The organism is Streptomyces sp. YIM 121038 (genome assembly GCF_006088715.1).
In the GTDB taxonomy this organism is placed as follows: domain Bacteria; phylum Actinomycetota; class Actinomycetes; order Streptomycetales; family Streptomycetaceae; genus Streptomyces.
In genome coordinates this window covers 5557611-5576825 of the sequence record NZ_CP030771.1, presented here as the reverse complement: position 1 = coordinate 5576825, position 19215 = coordinate 5557611, and the positions used below count along the sequence as shown (strand labels likewise).

At 72.7% G+C, this 19215-nt stretch carries 17 protein-coding genes; 11 read left to right on the top strand and 6 right to left on the bottom strand.

Going from position 1 to position 19215, the window contains the following annotated elements:
• Window positions 1-19: 19 nt before the first annotated feature.
• The 4 genes from C9F11_RS23815 to C9F11_RS23800 all read left to right on the top strand — a co-directional run bounded on the left by C9F11_RS23815 (window position 20) and on the right by C9F11_RS23800 (window position 2263).
• The gene (locus C9F11_RS23815; RefSeq protein WP_138961174.1) at window positions 20-571 is read left to right on the top strand and encodes a GNAT family N-acetyltransferase; all 552 of its coding nucleotides are present in this window, start codon (window positions 20-22) and stop codon (window positions 569-571) included.
• 288 nt (window positions 572-859) lie between these two features.
• Window positions 860-1195 carry a YnfA family protein gene (locus C9F11_RS23810; protein ID WP_138966917.1) on the top strand — a complete coding sequence of 112 codons (336 nt, stop codon included), beginning with the start codon at window positions 860-862 and terminating at the stop codon, window positions 1193-1195.
• A gap of 73 nt (window positions 1196-1268) precedes the next feature.
• Window positions 1269-2057 (top strand): SDR family NAD(P)-dependent oxidoreductase, encoded by a 789-nt coding sequence (locus C9F11_RS23805; RefSeq protein WP_138961173.1) that lies wholly within the window; start codon window positions 1269-1271, stop codon window positions 2055-2057.
• Window positions 2054-2263 carry a hypothetical protein gene (locus C9F11_RS23800; protein ID WP_138961172.1) on the top strand — a complete coding sequence of 70 codons (210 nt, stop codon included), beginning with the start codon at window positions 2054-2056 and terminating at the stop codon, window positions 2261-2263. Before C9F11_RS23805 ends, C9F11_RS23800 begins: the two co-directional genes overlap by 4 nt.
• 21 nt (window positions 2264-2284) lie before the next feature.
• Here C9F11_RS23800 and C9F11_RS23795 read toward each other — a convergent pair whose 3' ends face one another.
• Complete coding sequence (locus C9F11_RS23795; protein ID WP_138961171.1) at window positions 2285-3478, bottom strand: RtcB family protein; 1194 nt, start codon at window positions 3476-3478, stop codon at window positions 2285-2287.
• 192 nt (window positions 3479-3670) lie between these two features.
• Between C9F11_RS23795 and C9F11_RS23790 the strand changes: the two genes are divergently transcribed.
• Both C9F11_RS23790 and C9F11_RS23785 read left to right on the top strand, forming a co-directional pair.
• A complete protein-coding gene (locus C9F11_RS23790; protein ID WP_138961170.1) occupies window positions 3671-4600 on the top strand; it encodes a DUF3558 domain-containing protein in 930 nt (309 codons plus the stop codon).
• 135 nt (window positions 4601-4735) lie between these two features.
• Window positions 4736-5647 carry a DUF3558 domain-containing protein gene (locus tag C9F11_RS23785; RefSeq protein ID WP_249401857.1) on the top strand — a complete coding sequence of 304 codons (912 nt, stop codon included), beginning with the start codon at window positions 4736-4738 and terminating at the stop codon, window positions 5645-5647.
• 86 nt (window positions 5648-5733) lie between these two features.
• Here C9F11_RS23785 and C9F11_RS23780 read toward each other — a convergent pair whose 3' ends face one another.
• Window positions 5734-6657, bottom strand: coding sequence for a peptidase (locus C9F11_RS23780; RefSeq protein ID WP_138961169.1), 924 nt, complete (start codon window positions 6655-6657; stop codon window positions 5734-5736).
• Between the two features lie 226 nt (window positions 6658-6883).
• On the opposite strand from C9F11_RS23780, the gene C9F11_RS23775 reads away from it, so the two are divergent.
• The gene (locus tag C9F11_RS23775; protein ID WP_249401856.1) at window positions 6884-8425 is read left to right on the top strand and encodes a DUF2637 domain-containing protein; all 1542 of its coding nucleotides are present in this window, start codon (window positions 6884-6886) and stop codon (window positions 8423-8425) included.
• 375 nt (window positions 8426-8800) lie between these two features.
• On the opposite strand, the gene lysS is transcribed toward C9F11_RS23775, so the two are convergent.
• Window positions 8801-10567 carry a lysine--tRNA ligase gene (lysS, locus tag C9F11_RS23770; RefSeq protein WP_138966911.1) on the bottom strand — a complete coding sequence of 589 codons (1767 nt, stop codon included), beginning with the start codon at window positions 10565-10567 and terminating at the stop codon, window positions 8801-8803.
• A 226-nt stretch (window positions 10568-10793) separates the two neighbouring features.
• Here lysS and argS point away from each other — a divergent pair, with 226 nt between their 5' ends.
• Window positions 10794-12551 carry an arginine--tRNA ligase gene (argS, locus tag C9F11_RS23765; protein ID WP_138966909.1) on the top strand — a complete coding sequence of 586 codons (1758 nt, stop codon included), beginning with the start codon at window positions 10794-10796 and terminating at the stop codon, window positions 12549-12551.
• On the opposite strand, the gene C9F11_RS23760 is transcribed toward argS, so the two are convergent.
• Window positions 12529-13812: a PLP-dependent aminotransferase family protein gene (locus tag C9F11_RS23760; protein WP_138961168.1), complete on the bottom strand. Its 1284-nt coding sequence runs from the start codon at window positions 13810-13812 to the stop codon at window positions 12529-12531. The genes argS and C9F11_RS23760 overlap by 23 nt on opposite strands.
• 137 nt (window positions 13813-13949) lie before the next feature.
• On the bottom strand, window positions 13950-15500 hold the full coding sequence (locus C9F11_RS48775; protein ID WP_249401855.1) for a helix-turn-helix domain-containing protein: 1551 nt from the start codon (window positions 15498-15500) through the stop codon (window positions 13950-13952).
• 206 nt (window positions 15501-15706) lie between these two features.
• Here C9F11_RS48775 and C9F11_RS23750 point away from each other — a divergent pair, with 206 nt between their 5' ends.
• From C9F11_RS23750 to C9F11_RS23740, 3 genes are all read left to right on the top strand, one after another.
• On the top strand, window positions 15707-16432 hold the full coding sequence (locus C9F11_RS23750) for a DUF4232 domain-containing protein (RefSeq protein ID WP_138961167.1): 726 nt from the start codon (window positions 15707-15709) through the stop codon (window positions 16430-16432).
• 91 nt (window positions 16433-16523) lie between these two features.
• Window positions 16524-17057 carry a DUF4232 domain-containing protein gene (locus C9F11_RS23745; RefSeq protein ID WP_138961166.1) on the top strand — a complete coding sequence of 178 codons (534 nt, stop codon included), beginning with the start codon at window positions 16524-16526 and terminating at the stop codon, window positions 17055-17057.
• Between the two features lie 214 nt (window positions 17058-17271).
• Window positions 17272-18162 (top strand): NAD(P)-binding domain-containing protein, encoded by an 891-nt coding sequence (locus C9F11_RS23740; RefSeq protein ID WP_138961165.1) that lies wholly within the window; start codon window positions 17272-17274, stop codon window positions 18160-18162.
• 40 nt (window positions 18163-18202) lie between these two features.
• On the opposite strand, the gene C9F11_RS23735 is transcribed toward C9F11_RS23740, so the two are convergent.
• On the bottom strand, window positions 18203-19165 hold the full coding sequence (locus C9F11_RS23735; RefSeq protein WP_138961164.1) for a zinc-binding dehydrogenase: 963 nt from the start codon (window positions 19163-19165) through the stop codon (window positions 18203-18205).
• Between the last annotated feature and the right edge of the window lie 50 nt (window positions 19166-19215).

Sequence of the window (19215 nt, the reverse complement as noted above, 5' to 3'; positions counted from 1 at the left end):
CTCCCCCTACCGTGAGGACATGGAGCGCACACCCACCACGGCACAGCCGCCGCCGGTCCGCCTCGTCCCGTACGGCGAGGGTGACTTCCCGCAGCTCGTCCGGCACAACACCCCCGCGATGACGGAGCACTTGGGCGGCCCCGAGCCCGACGAGAAGCTCCGCGACCGCCACCACAGATATCTGAACCTGGGCGGCACGGGCCGGATGTTCACGATCGTGACGGCGGACGCGGAAGAGGCCGCGGGCCTCGTCGGGTACTGGGAGGCGATCCACGCCGGGCAGACGATCTGGGAGACGGGCTGGGGCGTCCTGCCGGAGTTCCAGGGCCGGGGCCTCGCCGTGAGGGCCACCCTCCTGGCCGTCGAGGACGCCCGCGCGGACGGCCGCCACGGCTCGCTGCACGCCTTCCCCGCCGCGACGAACGCCCCGTCCAACGCGGTCTGCCGCAAGGCGGGCTTCACCCTCGTGGGCGCGGGCGACTTCGAGTACCCCAAGGGCCGCTGGAGCCGGTGCAACGACTGGGCACTGGACCTGACGGGCGGCGCACCGCGGGAGTCCCGGACCGGCTGACGCCCCGGGGGCGGAACGGCACGCCCCAGACACGGCGGACCGGCCTCCACGACGGCACGACCACGACGGCGACGGCGACGGCGGACGGCGACGGCGACGGACGGCGACGGCGACGGCGACGGCAGCGGACGGCGACGGCGGACGGCGGACGGCGGACGGCGGACGGCGGACGGCGCAACCCACCCACGGAGGCGGCACAGCGGCGCAACCACGGCGGTGGCCCGACACAGAGCCCGGGACCAGGGCGGCGGACCGGCCGCCGCCGCGGCCCGTGACACCCTGGGCGCCATGCTCGTCGCCCGCTCCGCCGCCCTCTTCGCCGTCGCCGCCCTCTTCGAGATCGGCGGTGCCTGGCTCGTCTGGCAAGGCGTGCGGGAGCACCGGGGCTGGGTGTGGATCGGCGCGGGCGTCCTCGCCCTCGGCCTCTACGGCTTCGTCGCGACGCTCCAGCCCGACGCCGAGTTCGGCCGCATCCTGGCGGCGTACGGCGGCGTCTTCGTGGCCGGGTCGCTCGCCTGGGGCGCGGTCGCGGACGGCTACCGGCCCGACCGGTGGGACGTCACCGGCGCCCTGGTGTGCCTCGCCGGCATGGCCCTGATCATGTACGCGCCGCGAGGCGAGTGAGGCACCCCGCCTATCCTGGCTGCCGGAGCGAGAGAACGCCCGTACGAGCCCCGCACCCGAGGGAGCAGCCCCCATGCCGTCCACGCCGCACGCCGACACCCCCCGCAAGCCCGGCATCGCCGTCGTCACCGGCGCCAGCGGCGGCATCGGCGCCGCGACGGCGCGCGGCCTCGCCGAGGCCGGATACCGCGTCGTCCTGACGGCCCGCCGCAAGGACCGCGTCGAGGCGCTCGCGGCGGAGCTGACGGAGGCGGGCCACAGCGCGACGGCGTACGGCCTCGACGTCACCGACCGCGCGGCCGTCGACACCTTCGCCACGGCCTTCCAGAAGATCGCCGTCCTGGTGAACAACGCGGGCGGCGCGCTCGGCGCCGACCCGGTCGCCACCGGCGACCCGGCCGACTGGCGGCAGATGTACGAGACGAACGTCATCGGCACCCTGAACGTCACCCAGGCCCTGCTGCCCGCCCTCACCGCGAGCGGCGACGGCACGGTGGTCGTCGTCTCCTCCACCGCGGGCCACGCCACGTACGAGGGCGGCGCGGGCTACGTGGCCGCCAAGCACGGCGCCCACGTCCTCGCCGAGACCCTCCGCCTGGAGATCGTCGGCACCCCCGTCCGCGTCATCGAGATCGCCCCCGGCATGGTCAGGACCGAGGGCTTCGCCCTCACCCGCTTCGGCGGCGACGCGGAGAAGGCCGCGAAGGTCTACGCGGGCGTGGCCGAGCCCCTGACCGCCGAGGACGTCGCCGACACGATCACCTGGGCGGTCACCCGCCCGCCGCACGTCAACGTCGACCTGCTGGTGGTCCGCCCCCGCGCCCAGGCCTCCAACACGAAGGTCCACCGGGAACAGCCGTGACCTACGCCGCCGACGACCCCGGCACCCCCGGCGGCTCCCCCGACTCCACGGACCCCCTCGACCGCCTCCGCTACGAGCAGGAGTCCCGCCGCCTGGCCGAGGAGAAGAAGAACGAACGCATGGTGTGGTGGTACCTCGCGTACTTCCTCTTCGGCATCCACATCGTGGCCTTCGTCATGATCTACGCGGTCTCCCACGCGAAGTAGCCCCGAACGCGGAGGGGGGTGTCAGCCCTTCACGCACACCACCTGCTTGAGCTTCGCCACGACGGCGACCAGGTCGGTCTGCTGGTCGATGACCTTCTCGATCGGCTTGTACGCGCCGGGGATCTCGTCCACGACGCCCGAGTCCTTGCGGCACTCCACGCCCCGCGTCTGCTCCTCCAGGTCCTGTGTGGAGAAGCGCTTCTTCGCGGCGTTCCGGCTCATCCTGCGGCCCGCGCCGTGCGAGGCCGAGTTGAACGACGCGTCGTTGCCGAGCCCCTTCACGATGTACGAGCCGGTGCCCATGGAGCCCGGGATGATGCCGTAGTCGCCGGAGCCCGCGCGGATCGCGCCCTTGCGGGTGACGAGCAGGTCCATGCCGTCGTACCGCTCCTCCGCCACGTAGTTGTGGTGGCAGGAGATCTCCTGCTCGAACGTCGGCCTGGCCTTCTTGAACTCCTTGCGGACGACGTCCTTCAGGAGCGCCATCATGATCGCGCGGTTGTACTTCGCGTACTCCTGGGCCCAGAAGAGGTCGTTCCGGTACGCGGCCATCTGCGGGGTGTCGGCGACGAAGACCGCCAGATCGCGGTCCACCAGGCCCTGGTTGTGCGGCAGGTCCCGGGCCACGCCGATGTGGTGGTCGGCCAGCTCCTTGCCGATGTTGCGGGAGCCGGAGTGCAGCATCAACCAGACACAACCTGTCAAATCCACGCAAACTTCGACAAAGTGGTTGCCGCTTCCGAGCGTTCCCATCTGCTTAATGGCGCGCTCCTGACGGAACTTGACCGTTTCCGCCACCCCCTCGAACCGCCCCCAGAACCCGTCCCACCCCGCCGTGGCGAAGCCGTGGAAGGTCCCCGGGTCGACCGGGGAGTCGTGCATCCCGCGGCCCACCGGAATCGCCTGCTCGATCTTCGAGCGGAGGCGGGAGAGGTCGCCGGGGAGGTCGTTGGCGGTGAGGGACGTGCGGACGGCGGACATGCCGCAGCCGATGTCGACGCCGACCGCCGCCGGGCACACCGCGTCCTTCATGGCGATCACGGAGCCGACCGTCGCCCCCTTGCCGAAGTGGACGTCCGGCATGACGGCCAGACCCTTGATCCACGGCAGCGTGGCCACGTTCCGCAGCTGCTGCATCGCGACGTCCTCGACCGTGCTGGGGTCGGCCCACATCCGGATCGGCACCTGCGCGCCCGGAACCTCTACGTACGACATACCGTCCTCATTCCCCCGGAACCAAAGCAAAAGCACTGGAGCGCAAATACCGGCGCCAAGGTCAACGAATGGGAAAACGGACCGGCGTCCACGGCAGCGCGTGCGATACACATTGTGTCCACCGGCCGCCCGCCGGCGGCAACCCAATAACCAGGCCGGACGGACCGGACAGGACCGAGAGGAGCCAGCACGGTGCAGCGGAGGAAGGTCTACGTACCGGGCGCCGCGGTCCTCCTCGTGGCACTGCTCGCCGGCTGCACCGGCGGCTCGGGCCACGACGACGGCGGCGACGGCAAGTCCGGCGACGCGGGCGGTTCGACGACGGCCGCCGAGCCCGGCAGGTACCGCACCCTGCCCGAGCCCTGTGGCGCGGTCGACAACTCGACGCTCGACGCGATGCTGCCCGGCATCGAGGAGATCGAGGACGCCGACCAGCGCGAGAAGGCCTACGGGGGCTCCCCCACGGTCACCTACGACACCGACCGCCGCGTGGGCTGCCGCTGGAAGGTCGAGTCCCCCGACGCCACGCACCACCTGCTCGTCGACTTCGAGCGCGTCGTCTCCTACGACGGGGCCGTGAGCGACGACGCCCGCGCGCAGGAGGTCTACCGGACGAAGCTCCGCGAGGCGGACCTCCCGGAGCCGTCGGCCTCGGGGTCCGAGAAGGGGTCCCCGTCCCCGTCGGGTTCCGAAGGGTCGGACGAGTCCGAGGGACCGGAGGGGTCGAAGGGGTCGAAGGAGCCCGAGGGGTCCGAGAAGCCCACGGGCTCCGAAGGGACCCAGGTCGCCGCCCGGGCGCAGGGCGGCGCGGCCGCCGAGGTCGGGAAGGGCGACGGGGCCGAGCCCGGGGACACCCCCGACCCCGAGGCCACCCCGGAGGGCCTGGAGTCCCGCACCCTGGACGACCTGGGCGACGAGGCGTTCCTCGCGGACGTGCTCAGCACCGCCGCGTCGGCGAGCCGGCACCGGACCGTGACTGTGGTGTTCCGCACGTCGAACGTCGTCGTCACCGTCGAGTACGACGAGCAGCCCGCCCGCCGCACCGAGGTCCCGGACTCCAAGGAAATGCAGGACAACGCGCGCGAACTGGCCGAAAACCTCAGCGACAGGTTCAACGGCTGACGGGTCCGGGAGGCCGGTCCGGGCTCCCGGGAAGCCGGGTCACCCGCGTCGCTCACCGCGTACGGTGGCCCAACGGACCCCGTGGTCCACGCGCACCCGGCACGGACGCCACGAGCGAACACGAGTGAAGGAACCATGCACCGACCCGCACAGCGACAGCGACAGCGACTCACCCGCGTTCTGGTGGGCGCGGCCGCCGCACCGGTGATCCTCTTCGCCGCCGCCTGCAGCGGCGACGACTCCGGCTCCGGTTCGGACGGCGGCAAGAAGGACTCCGCGGACAAGCCCTCCGCCTCGGCGTCGAAGGGCTCCGGCGGTGAGGCCGCGACCGTCGAGAAGGCCGCGTACGGGAAGCTTCCCGAGCCCTGCAGGACGCTCTCGAAGAAGACGCTGGACGGCCTCGTTCCGTCCGCCAAGGACAAGGCGGGCAAGACGGGCACGTCGGACGACGTGTCGACGCGGGGCAACTGCACCTGGGAGAGCCTGGAGGACAACGGCGTCGACGGCTCCCAGTTCCGCTGGCTGCGGGTCTCCCTGAACCGCTTCGAGTCCGACCAGTCCCTGGGCAGCGGCGCCAAGCGCGCGCAGGCCAACTTCGCCAAGCAGGTCGCGGACGCGCAGGCGGTCAAGGGCGCGAAGAGCGCGAAGACCACTCCGGTGCCGGGCACGGGCGACCAGGCGACGCTGGTCAGCTACGACGTGACCAAGGGCAAGGAGACCTTCAAGCAGCAGACCCTGGTGACGCGCGTGGAGAACGCCGTCGTCACCGTCGACTACAACGGCGCGGGCCTCGCGGGCGACAAGCAGCCGAACGCCGCCGACCTCGGCAAGGCCACGCAGAAGGCCGCGAAGGAGGCCGCCGCGTCGGTCGTCGCGGCGAACAAGGCGGGCGGCCCGGCGACTTCGGACAAGCCGAAGGGCGACGCCAAGGGCGACACGAAGGACGGCGCGAAGGACGGCGCCGACGACGGCGCGAAGAGCGACGCCAAGGACAAGCCGAAGGCCGGGGACGGCAAGGGCTCGGCCCTCGACGGCGCCAAGCACTAGAGCGGGCCCGCCGGACCGGCGGACACGCGGGCAGACAGGCACGGAAAGGCCCGGCCGCGGCGCGCGGCCGGGCTTCCGGTTCTTCGTCAGCGGCCCTGCGCCCGGTCGTAGACCTTCTGGGCCGTGGCCTTCCACACCTCTCCGTACATCTTGGTCGGGGTCAGCGAGTCCAGCGCGCTGTTGACCGAGACCAGGACGCCGCCCTTGCCCGTGGTGGTGTTGAATCCGGCCAGCCACGGGCCGCCGCTGGAACCGCCGCTCATGTCGCAGGAGATGGCCTGCTGGCCGTGCTCCTTCTTGGCCGTACCGGTGCAGCGCAGGAGTTCCTCGCCGCGCTGCGGGCGGGTGGCGGAGTAGCCGAAGGCGGAGACGGTGCCGCCCACCGGGCGGTCGAAGGCGATGGCCTGGCCGCCGACGGCATCGGTGACCTTCTTGCCGTCCTTGTCGGCGTCGACGGTCAGCGCGGACATGTCGTTGACGGAGTCCTTCTCCCAGGTGCGCGGGGTCGCGGCCTGCCGGACGGCGAACGCGCCGTACGGCGTCCTGCCCTTGTGGTAGGCGGGGACGAACACCATGGCGGTGTTGGTGTTGTACGGGGAGGAGCCCCGGCGCACGCAGTGGGCCGCGGTCATCACGGCGGAGCGGTTGGCGCTCTTGACGGCCGTGGCGGTGCACCAGGTGTCGGCGCCGCCTGCGTTGACGAAGAAGAGCCGCCCGACGGTCTTCAGCGTGGGGCCACGCCACGGCTTGGCCTTCGGGCCCGTCGGGCCGAGGTCCACGGACTTCCCGACGGCCTTCATCCGGGCGGGCGTCCAGTAGGCGAGGGCGTCCTTGCGTTCCTTGGCGGTGTACTTCAGGACGGAGACCGGGTCGGCGGCCGCGGCCGCGCCCTGCCCCGCCAGGGCCGTCGCCGAGGCCGGGACGGCGAGGACGAGGGCCGTACCGGCGACGGCGAGCCCCGTGGCCCGGCGCCGGAAGATGCGGGTTCTGGCGGTGGCGGTGGCGGTCATGGCGGGAGTCTCCTCGGCTGGTGCGGGCGGCGGACGGGGGCTTTCCGTCCGTGCCGCAAGAGAGCGGAACTTCCCGTTCGGTTGGCGCTGTTGACGACCTGTGACACACGGGCCGAGGGGTGTGCCGGCGCCCGGGCCAGCGGTACCGGCTCACGCTCGGCCGCACACATGTGCCACGCTGTCGCTCGCAACAGCCGGAATAGGGAGGGGTTCGCGGGTGGCCGCGATGCAGCTGACACGCATGCACCGGATACTCATCGGGGTCGTCGTCTTCGGTGCGCTCGTCATCGCCGGTATCGGCTTCGCCGGTTCGTACGCGGCCGTGCGCGAGCTCGCCGAGAAGAAGGGCTTCGGCACCTTCTCGGTAGTGTTCCCGATCGGCATCGACGCGGGCATCTGTGTGCTCCTCGCGCTCGACCTGCTCCTCACCTGGATCCGCATCCCGTTCCCGCTGCTCCGCCAGACGGCGTGGCTCCTGACGGCGGCGACGATCGCGTTCAACGGGGCGGCGGCGTGGCCGGATCCGCTGGGCGTGGGCATGCACGCCGTGATCCCGGTGCTCTTCGTGGTGGCGGTGGAGGCCGCGCGGCACGCGGTCGGGCGGATCGCGGACATCACGGCCGACAAGCACATGGAGGGCGTGCGCCTGACGCGCTGGCTGCTCTCCCCGCTGCCCACGTTCCTGCTGTGGCGCCGGATGAAGCTGTGGGAGCTGCGGAGTTACGACCAGGTCATCAAGCTGGAGCAGGAGCGGCTCGTCTACCAGGCGCGGCTGCGCTCCCGCTTCGGGCGGCGCTGGCGCACCAAGGCTCCGGTGGAGTCGCTGATGCCGCTGCGGCTCGCCCGTTACGGTGTGCCGCTGGCGGAGACCGCTCCGGCGGGGCTGGCCGCGGCGGGCATCGAGCCCGCGCTGCTGCCTCCCGTGCCCGCGGCCGTGCCCGTGCCCGTGGTCGCGCCGGCCGCCCAGCAGCCGCAGCTGGCTCCGGCGCCCGGCCCGGCGACGGCTGCCCCTGCCGCTGCCGCCGCCCCTGCCGCGGAGGCCGGGCCCGCGCCCGAGCGGCCCGTGGACCTCCAGAAGCCGCAGCGGCCTCAGCAGCCCACGGAGGCCGGGCAGATCGAGCAGGTCGAGCAGGTCGAGCAGGTCGAGGATCAGCGGGCGCCCGGGCAGCACGGCAGCCCGTGGTTCGCGGCGCCGCAGCAGCGTCCCCAGGGCGAGGCGCCGCTCCCGTACGACCCGGAGGGCCCGTACGACGAGTGGTACGACGAGCAGGCGGCGTACGAGGAGCAGCAGGCGTACGAGGCCTACGAGACGTTCGAGGACGCGCGGCCGTACGCGCGGCAGGCTCCGGTCGCCGCTCCGGAGTCGGCGGAGGCCGCGGACGCGCCCGAGTTCCGCGTCCCGTCGGGGCCCGGCCGCACCCGCCCGCTGGCGAACGGCCAGCTGATCCCGAACCCGCGCGCCGAGCGGGCCCCCGAGGAGCCGCGGCCCGAGGCGGAACCGGAGCCGCTGCCCGAGCCCGTCGAGGGCGGTCCGGGGCTTCCGGACGACATGACGCGCGAGGAGGCGTACTTCAACGCCTTCCGCAAGTACGTGAGCGAGATGGGGGACTATCCGAACGCCCGGCAGTTCAGCCTGTACCTGATGGACCTGTACGGCATCACGGGCCAGGCGGGCGGCCCCCTCGCGGAGAGCACGCTCCGCCCCTACCTGCGCGGCTTCCGGGACCGCTACCAGCAGGACCTGGACGCCGAGGAACACATCGCCTGACCGAGCGCGGCTGAACCACCCCACCGCTACCGCGGCGGGTTTCCTCCCACCCACCCACCCGTCACACCAGAGCTTCGCCCGCCCGGCCCCGACGCCCCGCGCCGCGACTGCGTGGTCAGCGGACCCGCCGCTACCGCGGCGGGATTCTCCCCACCCACCCACCCGTCACACCAGGCGTCGCCACCCCGGCCCCGACGCCCCGCGCCGCGACTGAGCGGACGGAACCCCCCTGGCTGTGGGCAATCGTCCCGCAGGGCGAGTGGGGCATCCCCTGCTCGAGCGAAGCCGAGAGCTTGGGGAGGGGTGGGCACAGCCCCAGCTGCCGAGCAACCCTGTCGCCAGGGCCCGCCCCCCGTTCGAGGCCCAGGGGCCAGGTCAGGCTCCGAGGAGCTTGCGCACCCGCTCCGCCCCCACCGCGAGCAGCAGCGTGGGCAGCCGCGGCCCGGTCTCCCGGGTGACCAGGAGGCGGTACAGGAGCGCGAAGAAGGTGCGCTGTGCCACCTTGATCTCCGGCGGCAGCTCCTTGGCCGTGGCGTCGGCCGAGAACCCGGCCCGCACCTTCGGCACGCCGTACACGAGGTGCGTCAGACCGTCCAGGGACCAGTGCGAGTCCAGGCCCTCCAGGAGGAGCCGCAGCGACTCGCGGGCCTCGTCGTCCAGGGAGGACAGGAGCTCCGCGTCGGGCTCGGACCGCACGATGGTCCGGGCGTCGGCGGGGACCTGCGTGGTGATCCAGTTCTCGGCGCGGTCGAGCCGGGGCCGGACCTCGTCGAGGGAGGCGAGCGGCGCCGACGGGTCGAGGTCGCTCAGGATCCGCAGGGTCTGGTCCTCGGCTCCCGCGGTGATGTCGGCGACGGAGGCCAGCGTGCGGTAGGGCAGCGGGCGCGGGGTCCGCGGCAGCTCGCCCGCGGCGGTGCGCACGGCGCGGGCGTGCGCGGCGGCGTCGGCGGGCAGCGCGCTGCCGTCGGCGACCTTGGCCTCCAGCTTGTCCCACTCGTCGTAGAGCCGCTGGATCTCCTGGTCGAAGGCGATCTTGAAGGACTGGTTGGGCTTGCGGCGCGCGTACAGCCAGCGGAGCAGCGGCGCTTCCATGATCTTCAGCGCGTCGGCGGGCGTGGGCACGCCGCCGCGGGAGGAGGACATCTTGGCCATGCCGCTGATGCCGACGAAGGCGTACATGGGGCCGATGGGCTGCACGCCGTCGAAGATCTGCCGGACGATCTGGCCGCCGACGACGAACGAGGAGCCGGGGGACGAGTGGTCCACGCCGCTCGGCTCGAAGACCACGCCCTCGTAGGCCCAGCGCATGGGCCAGTCGACCTTCCAGACGAGCTTGCCGCGGTTGAACTCGCTCAGCAGGACGGTCTCGTCGAAGCCGCACGCGGTGCAGACGTAGGCCAGCTCGGTGGTCTCGTCGTCGTAGGAGGTGACGGTGGTGAGGTCCTTCTCGCAGCGGCCGCAGTACGGCTTGTACGGGAAGTACCCGGCGGAGCCGCCGCTGCCGTCGTCCTCGCCCGCGGCGCCGGAGCCCTCGGCGGCCTCCAGCTCGGCCTCGTCGACGGGCTTCTGGGCCTGCTTCTTGCCCTTGGCGGGGTCCTTCTTGGTGCGGTACTGGTCGAGGATCGCGTCGATGTCGGCGCGGTGCTTCATCGCGTGCAGGATCTGCTCGCGGTAGACGCCCGAGGTGTACTGCTCGGTCTGGCTGATCCCGTCGAACTCGACGCCCAGCTCGTGCAGGGAGGCGATCATCGCGGACTTGAAGTGCTCGGCCCAGTTCGGGTGCGCGGATCCGGCGGGGGCGGGCACCGAGGTCAGCGGCTTGCCGATGTGCTCGGCCCAGGACTCGTCGATGCCGGGGACGCCGGCCGGGACCTTGCGGTAGCGGTCGTAGTCGTCCCAGGAGATCAGGTGGCGCACCGTGTGGCCGCGGCGGCGGATCTCGTCGGCGACCAGGTGCGGAGTCATGACCTCGCGCAGGTTGCCCAGGTGGATGGGGCCGGAGGGGGACAGGCCCGAGGCCACCACGATCACCGGTGCGGCGGTGGCGGATTTCGCGCCCGCGGCACGACGCTCCGACTCGGCGATGACCTCGTCCGCGTAGCGGGAGACCCAGTCGGTGGTATCGGTGCTCTGAGCCACGATCGGCGCCCTTCTTTTCCTGCCTCGATGCCGGTACGTACGGGCGTACCGCTGGACCGCACCATTCTCCCAGGTCGCCCCGCAACCGCGAAAACGCCTTTCCGTTCCGCCCGCCCACCTGCGGTGGAGCACGGGTGTGCGGCCCCGTCGCGACCGCGAAATCCGCTGGACGCCCCATGGGATACTGACCGGGTCTACCCACACCCTCGAGGAGAACGGCACCCACTCCATGGCCTCGGTCCAGTCCCTCACCGCCTCCGTCCACCAGCGCCTCGCGGACGCCCTCTCGGCAGCCCTGCCGGAGGCCGCCCCCGCCGACCCGCTGCTGCGACGCAGTGACAGGGCCGACTTCCAGGCCAACGGGATCCTCGCGCTCGCCAAGAAGCAGAAGGCCAACCCGCGTGACCTCGCGACGCGGGTCGTCGAGTCGATCGACGCGCCGGAGCTCCTGAAGGACGTCGAGGTCTCCGGCCCCGGCTTCCTGAACATCACGGTCACGGACCGGGCGATCACCGAGACGCTCGCGGCCCGCGCGGCCGACGGCGACCGTCTCGGGGTGCCCGTGAAGGCCGAGCCCGGCACCACGGTCGTCGACTACGCCCAGCCGAACGTGGCGAAGGAGATGCACGTCGGCCACCTGCGCTCGGCGGTCATCGGTGACGCACTGCGCGGCATGCTCGACTTCACCGGCGAGCGGACGGTCGGCCGGCACCACATCGGCGACTGGGGCACCCAGTTCGGCATGCTCATCCAGTACCTGATCGAGAACCCCGCCGAGCTGGCCGGGGAGACCGACACGGACGGCCAGCAGGCCATGTCGAACCTGAACCGGGTGTACAAGGCCTCGCGCGCGGTCTTCGACGCCGACGAGGACTTCAAGGAGCGGGCCCGCAAGCGGGTCGTCGCCCTCCAGTCCGGCGACAAGGAGACCCTGGAGCTGTGGCAGCGGTTCGTGGACGAGTCGAAGGTCTACTTCTACTCGGTCTTCGAGAAGCTGGACATGCGGATCCGTGACGAGGAGATCGTCGGTGAGTCCGCGTACAACGACATGATGGCCGAGACGGCCCGCATGCTGGAGGAGTCGGGCGTCGCCGTCCGCTCCGAGGGCGCGCTCGTCGTCTTCTTCGACGACATCAAGGGCAAGGACGACAAGCCGGTCCCGCTGATCGTGCAGAAGGCCGACGGCGGTTTCGGCTACGCGGCCTCGGACCTGTCCGCGATCCGCGACCGCGTCTTCGGCCTGCACGCGACGACGCTCCTGTACGTGGTGGACGTACGCCAGTCCCTGCACTTCCGGATGGTCTTCGAGACGGCCCGGCGGGCCGGGTGGCTGAACGACGACGTCACCGCGCACAACATGGGCTACGGCACGGTGCTCGGCGCGGACGGCAAGCCGTTCAAGACGCGTGAGGGCGAGACCGTGCGGCTTGAGGACCTCCTCGACGAGGCGGTGCAGCGTGCCGCGGAGGTGGTGCGCGAGAAGGCGCAGGACCTCACCGAGGACGAGATCCAGGAGCGGGCCGCGCAGGTCGGCATCGGCGCGGTGAAGTACGCGGACCTGTCCACGTCACCGAGCCGCGACTACAAGTTCGACCTGGACCAGATGGTCTCGCTCAACGGCGACACCTCCGTCTACCTCCAGTACGCGTACGCCCGCATCCAGTCGATCCTGCGCAAGGCGGGCGAGACCCGGCCGGCCGCGCACCCCGAGCTGGAGCTGTCCCCGGCGGAGCGCGCCCTCGGCCTGCACCTGGACGCGTTCGGCGACACGGTCTTCGAGGCCGCCGCCGAGTACGCCCCGCACAAGCTGGCGGCCTACCTCTACCAGCTGGCGTCCCTGTACACGACGTTCTACGACAAGTGCCCGGTCCTGAAGGCGGACACCCCGGCCCAGGTCGAGAACCGCCTGTTCCTCTGCGACCTGACGGCCCGCACCCTCCACCAGGGCATGGCCCTCCTGGGCATCAGGACGCCTGAGCGCCTCTGATCCCGTCGCGGGACGCGGGGGCCCCGGCGTCGGAGCCCCCGCGTTCCGCCGTTTGTCCGACGAGTCCCGCGCGGAGTCTGCGCAGGCCCTCGGTGATCTCGTCCGGGGTCTGGGTGACGAAGCACAGGCGGAGGGTGGCGGGGTCCGGGGTGCCCGCGTAGAAGGGGGCTCCGGGGACGTAGGCCACGTCGTGGGTGATGACCTCGCGGAGGCGGGCCGTCGCGTCGTGGCCGGAGGGCAGGCGGGCCCACAGGAACATGCCGCCCTCGGGGCGGTTCCACGTGGATCCTTCGGGGAGGGCGGCCGCCAGGCCCGCGAGCATCGCGTCCCGCCGCTCGCGGTAGGCCCCGGCGACCTTCGCCACGTGCGCGTCCAGGTCGTAGCGCTCCAGGTACCAGGCGGCGGCGAGCTGGTTGACGGTGGGCGTGTGCAGGTCGGCGGCCTGCTTGGCGATGGCGCAGGCGCGCCGCAGCGCGGCGGGGGCCCGCAGCCAGCCGAGCCTGAGGCCGGGCGCCATCACCTTCGAGAAGCTGCCGAGCAGCGCGGTCCGGTCCTCGGCCCCGGCGTGGGCAGCGATCCACGGCACGCGCTCGCCCTCGAAGCGCAGCTCCCCGTAGGGGTCGTCCTCGACGATCCAGAGGCCGCGCCGGCCGGCCACGGCGGCGACGGCGGCGCGCCGCCCGGCGGACATGGTGCGTCCGGTCGGGTTCTGGAACGTGGGCACGGTGTACAGGAGTTTGGGCCGGTGCTCGGCGATCAGGGACTCCAGGGCGCCGGGGTCGATGCCCTCCTCGTCGCCGGGCACGGCGACGACGCGCGCGCCCGCGAAGGCGAACACCTGGAGTGCCGCGAGGTAGCAGGGGTTCTCGACGAGCACGGTGTCGCCGGGCTCGACGAGCGCCGTGGCGAGCAGCGAGAGGGCCTGCTGGGAGCCGGTGGTGACGAGGATGTCGTCGGCGTCGGTGGCGAGCCCGCCGCCGGTGTACCGCCCGGCTATGCGGGCGCGCAGCGCGGGCTCCCCCTCGGTCGTCGAGTACTGGAGCGCCTGCCCGGGCCGCGTGGTGAGGACGGCCTGGTAGGCGGCGGCGACGCCCTCGCTGTCGAAGAACTCGGGCGCGGGCAGGCCGCCCGCGAAGTTGATGACCTCAGGGCGTGCGGTGACCGCGAGGATGTCCCGTACGGGCGAGCCGCCGACGGCGGCGGCGCGGGCGGCGAGGGCCGGAACGGGGGCGGTGCTGGGCGCGGGTGCGGTGGCGGTCATCGGCTGCTCCTTCGGTTGCCGAGCAGCCTAGGCGGATGAGTGGCCCTTACAGGAGTCGTTTCTCGCGATGCGGACGCGCGTGCCCCGGGCGGCCCCGGCCCCGCCTGCCCGGGGCGGCCCGCCCGCTCCGGCCGCCGCTAGCCGCGCTCCCAGTCGTACCCGTCCTCCCCGTTGGGGCGGCGCCACGCCTTCACCCACTCCTTGTTGTCGAGGGTGTAGCCGTAGGTGCGGTTCTTCGGGGGGCCGCTCGTGCGGAACGGCTTGCCCTCGTCGTCGATGACGACCGTCCCGTGCCGGGAGCCGCTGGACCACTCCAGCTCCAGGTACCAGCGCACGTAGCGGGTCTTGCTGGTGGCGAAGACGAAGAAGGTCTCGGGGTCGTTCTCGCTGACCTTGTAGGGGAATTCGTCGCCCTGGGAGACGAGGGCGGCCTGTCCCCTGTCGAGCTGTACGTCGAAGGAGTGCTTGGGGATGCCGCTGCCGCAGCCCACGCCGAGGTAGCCCATGAGGTACATGTTCCGGGCGAGCGGTTCGCTCTTGCCGACGACGCGGACGTTCAGGGACTCCAGGACGACGGTCTCCTTGCCGGTCCCCTGGACGGTGAACTTCACGTCGTGCTGCTCGGCCGCGACCCCGTCGAACGCGGACACCCAGCCCGGGGCGTCCTGCGAGGTGGGCGGCGCGGGCAGTCGGCCCGGCGCGCGGCTGATGAGGTACGGGCGTCCGCAGTCGGACTGCCAGTACTGGGGGTTGGTGGACACGGTGACGGGGGCGCGGGCCGAGGCGCTTCCGGGCGCCCGGCCTCCGGCGCCGGAGGAGCGGCCCTCGCTGCCTTCCCCGCCGCCCTTGGGGGCGCCCTTCGGGCCGCCGCCGTCCTTCTTGTCCACGTCCTCCTTCTCGGGGGGCTTGGCCGAGGAGGTGACGGAGGGCTTGCCGGACGGCTCCTTCTCGTCCGGCGTGCCGGACGGCGAACGCTCGGCCCCGGCACTGGGGCCCTTGTCCGCGGCGGCGTTCTTGCCGTCGCCGCCGGAGCTGCCGGAGGCCGAGTGCACGGCGAGGGCGGTGCCGCCGAGGGCGAGCACGACGCCGACGGCGGCGAGGACGCCGAGCCGCTGGCGCCTGCCACGCGGGACGCGGAGGGTCTTGCGGGGGGTCTTGCCGGGGTGCGGCCGGGGGTGGCGCCGCAGTTCGACCTCCGGTTCCGGCTCCCGGCCGGGGCCAGGGTCCGGCTCAGGTTCCGGCCCCGGCTCCTGCTTCGGTTCCGATCCCGGTCCCGGACCCGGTTCCTGTACGGCGTCCGGTTCCGGCCGGGGCGCGGCTGTGTCGACGACGGTCGCGGGCTCGGGATGCGGCTCAGGCGCGGGATCCGGTACGGGCGCGGGATCCGGCTCAGGCGCGGCATCCGGTACGGCCTGGGTGGCCGCCTCGGCCACCGGCTCCGCCTTACGCCCGCGCGTCGCGTCGGCGACGATCCACCTGCGGTGGACCTCCACCAGCTCCTCCGGAGTGGCCTTGCACAGCCGGGCGAGGCGCTCGACCGGGGCGAACTCCGTGGGCACGGCGGTGCCGTTCACATAGCGGTGGAGCGTCGACGTGCTGACGTGCAGTCTCTTGGCGAGGGCTCCGTAGCTGAGCCCGGACCGCCCCTTCAGTTCTCGCAACAGCTCCGCGAGATCGCCCGCCCCCACGTGTTCTCCTTCCCGCGCCACCGTTCCAGGCGGCACCTATTCCCCCAGCTCAGGGCCGGTACGAACATTCCAGCGTCCCGAACACCGCGGTGAGGCTAACGGCTGGGACGAAACCCCGCACAAGCTGTTGGTCATCCAAGCACGCCGCTCGTCACGGCCCGGCCGAGCGGCACGCGTCTACCCCGTCACACGAGAAGAGACCAGCCATGCGTGCGCCCGTCCGACGTCCCCGTACCCGCTTGCTCGCCGCCGCGACGATCGCGGTCGCCGCGCTCTCGCTGACGGCGTGCGACGACGAAGACGGCACCCGGGACGAGGGCGCCGCGAAGTCCACGCAGTCGTCCACGGACAGCTCGTCACAGGAGTCCGACGCGGCACAGCGACCCGAGAAGTCTGACGACGGTTCAGGGGCCGACGGTTCCGGCGGGAGCGGCGGAAGCGAGGGCTCCGGCGGCTCCTCCGGCAGCGGCAAGGGCTCGTCCGGCGCGTCCGGCGGCACGGAGTCCGACCCGTACGACCCGGCGAACCGCGTGCCCTGTTCCGCCGCCAACACCTCGATCACCGCGACCCCGGTGCAGCGCCCCCTCAACTACATGCTCATCACGGTCACCAACACCGGCTCCAAGATGTGCGACCTGAAGGGCTATCCGCGGCTCAAGTTCGAGAACGCGCAGTCCGTCCCGCCGGTCATGGAGAACACCAAGCCGCAGGCCGTCACCTCGCTCAAGCCGGGCGCCAAGGGCTACGCCGGGGCGATCCTGTCCGCCGGGGACGGCAGCGGCGGCGAGGGCTACACCGCGCAGAGCCTGGAGGTCGGCTTCGAGGGCAGCGACCGGATGGCCGAGGCCGCGCTCCAGGCGAAGGGCGTCCACGTGGACGACAAGCTGCGCGTCACGTACTGGCTGACCAGCTCGACCGACGCGCTCAACTGACCACCCGCGTCCGGCCGCCCGGCCGGACCGCACCCGGCGGCCCCTTCCACCGCCGTGACCGAACCACACGAGAAATGAGACGGATCCGACCATGCGCACGAACCGCCGCACCACGGCCGCCCTCGTCACCCTCACCGCCGCGCTCTCCCTGACCACCCTCGCCGGGACGGCGGCGACGGCCGCCGCGCCCGCCAAGTCCGCCGCGCCGGTCGCCTGCTCCGCCGCCACCACCAAGGTCACGGTCAAGGAGGTCCAGCGCCCGGTCAACCACCTGCTCCTGACCGCCAAGAACACCGGCACCAAGACCTGCTACGCGTACAACGCCCCGTACCTGCGCTTCGACGAGGCGCAGTCCGCCACCCAGGTCCTCCGGGACAGCGTCCCGCAGGCGGTCGTCACGCTGAAGCCGGGCCAGTCGGCATACGCGGGCATCGGCACCTCGTCGCCGGAGGGCGAGGACGGCTACGACGCCAAGAAGCTCGGCGTCCTCTTCTCCAACCGCGCGGCGAACGGCAGCGTGGGCACCACGGCGCACCCGAAGCTCCCGGGCGGCAGCGTGTACGTGGACACCTCCGCCTTCGTCACCTACTGGCAGTCGACGGCCGCGGACGCCCTCTACTGGTAGCCCCCTACCGGTAGGTCCGCGGGACCGTACGACTCCCCCCGGCCGCGCCCGCGCACCTCCCCCTGGTGCGCGGGCGCGGCATCTTCCCTGACGGAATCTCCACTGACCAAACCGTAAGTACGCACTAAAAAGTCGGTACTTGTCCGAAGGATCGTGGGACCGGAGGATCGAGGCATCACCTCGATCCCCCCTTTCCCCACTCCAAGGAGCCCCCATGTCCTCCGCGCCCTCCGCGTCCTCCAAGCCGTCCGTGTCCGTCCTCGGGCTCGGCAACATGGGCAGCGCCCTGGCGGCCGCCCTGCTCAAGGCGGGCCACCCCACCACGGTCTGGAACCGTACGGCCGCGAAGACGGGCCCCCTCGCGGCCCAGGGCGCGACTCCCGCGGGGACGCCCCTGGCCGCGGTCGCCGCCAGCCCCCTGGTGATCGCCTGCCTCACCCTCAACGACCACGTCCGGGACCTCTTCGAGCCGCTCGCCGAGGAGCTGCGCGGCAAGACCCTGGTGAACACCACGAACGGCACCCCGGCGCAGGCCCGCGAGCTCGCGGCCTGGGCGGCGAAGCACGACATCGCGTACGTCGACGCCGGGATCATGGCGATCCCCCCGATGATCGCGACGCCGGGCGCCTACATCCTCTACAGCGGTGACGAGGAGGCGTTCCAGGAGCACCGCGAGACGCTGGCCGCGATGGCCGACACCAAGTGGGTCGGCCAGGACGCGGGCCTGGCCGCGCTGTGGGACCTGTCGCTGCTCACCGGCATGTACGGGATGATCCAGGGCGTGACGCAGGCGTTCGCCCTGACGGGCAGGGCGGGTGTGCCGCCGAAGGAGTTCGCGCCGCTCCTGGCCGACTGGATCACCGCCATGACGCACGGTCTCGTGCCCGGCACGGCGGCCGCGCTGGAGTCCGGGCAGCACCTGACGGACGTCTCCAGCCTGGAGGTCAACCAGGCGGCGTTCCCGAACCTGCTCGCGGCGTTCGCGGAGGCGGGCGTCAGCGACGAGCTGTTCGCGGGCGTGCAGCCCCTGCTCGACCGCGCGGTCGAGCAGGGTCACGGCGCGGACGGCCTGTCCCGGCTCGCCGAACTCCTCCAGCGGGGCTAGGCGTTCACCTTCGGGGCACGAGCCCTCGGGGCACGGACCCTCAGGGCACGAGCACGACCTTGCCGGTGGTCTCCCGGCGTTCCAGGGCGGCGTGCACCTCGGCCGCGTGGGACAGCGGGAAGGACTGCACGGCGGGCACCAGGTCGCCGCGCGCGCCCGCGTCCAGGGCGCGGCGCTCGTAGCCGGGCCGGTCCCCGGGCCGGGCCAGGAGGTCGAGCAGCGCGTCGACGTGGGCGACCCGGTCGGACGCGGGCGTGAAGCCGACCTGTGAGGCGGCCCCGACGGACACGAACCGGCCGCCGTCACCGATGAGTTCGAAGGCGGTGGCGGCCAGGGCGCCGCCGACCCCGTCCAGGACGACGGTCACCGGCCGGTCGGCGCCGAGCAGGTGGCGGACGGTGTCGTCCCAGCCGTCCGCGCGGTAGTCGACGGCCTCGGCGCCGAGTTTGCGCACGGCCTCGGCCTTGGCGGGGCCGCCCGCGGCGCCGACCACGGTGGCGCCCACGGCGAGCGCGTGCTGGACGACGAGGCGGCCGACGCCTCCGGCCGCGGAGGTCACGAGGACCACGTCGTCGGCGGTGATCCCGGCGATGTCGAGCAGCCCCACGGCGGTGGCGCCGGTGACGACCATGGCGACGGCGTCCTGGAACCCGAGCCCCCGCGGCAGGGGGTAGACCTGTTCCACCCCGGCGACGGCCAGCTCGGCGTAGCCGCCGGGCGTCCCGGAGGCGGTCACGACGGCCCGGCCGAGCCAGGAGGCGTCGACCCCGGGGCCGACCGCGTCGACGACCCCGGCGACCTCGCCGCCGAGGACGGCGGGCAGCTCGGGCAGCGGAGGCGCCAGGTCGCTGGCGGCTCCCGCCCGCATCACGGTCTCGATGAAGTGGACCCCGGCCGCCCTCACGGCGATCCGGACCTGGCCGGGCCCCGGCTCGGGGTCCGGCACGGTCTCGTAGCGAAGGTTCTCCGCGGATCCGAATTCGCGCAGTACGACGGCGTGCATCTGTGGTCCTCCCGGGCGGGCGACGAACGACCTGACACACACCACTCTGG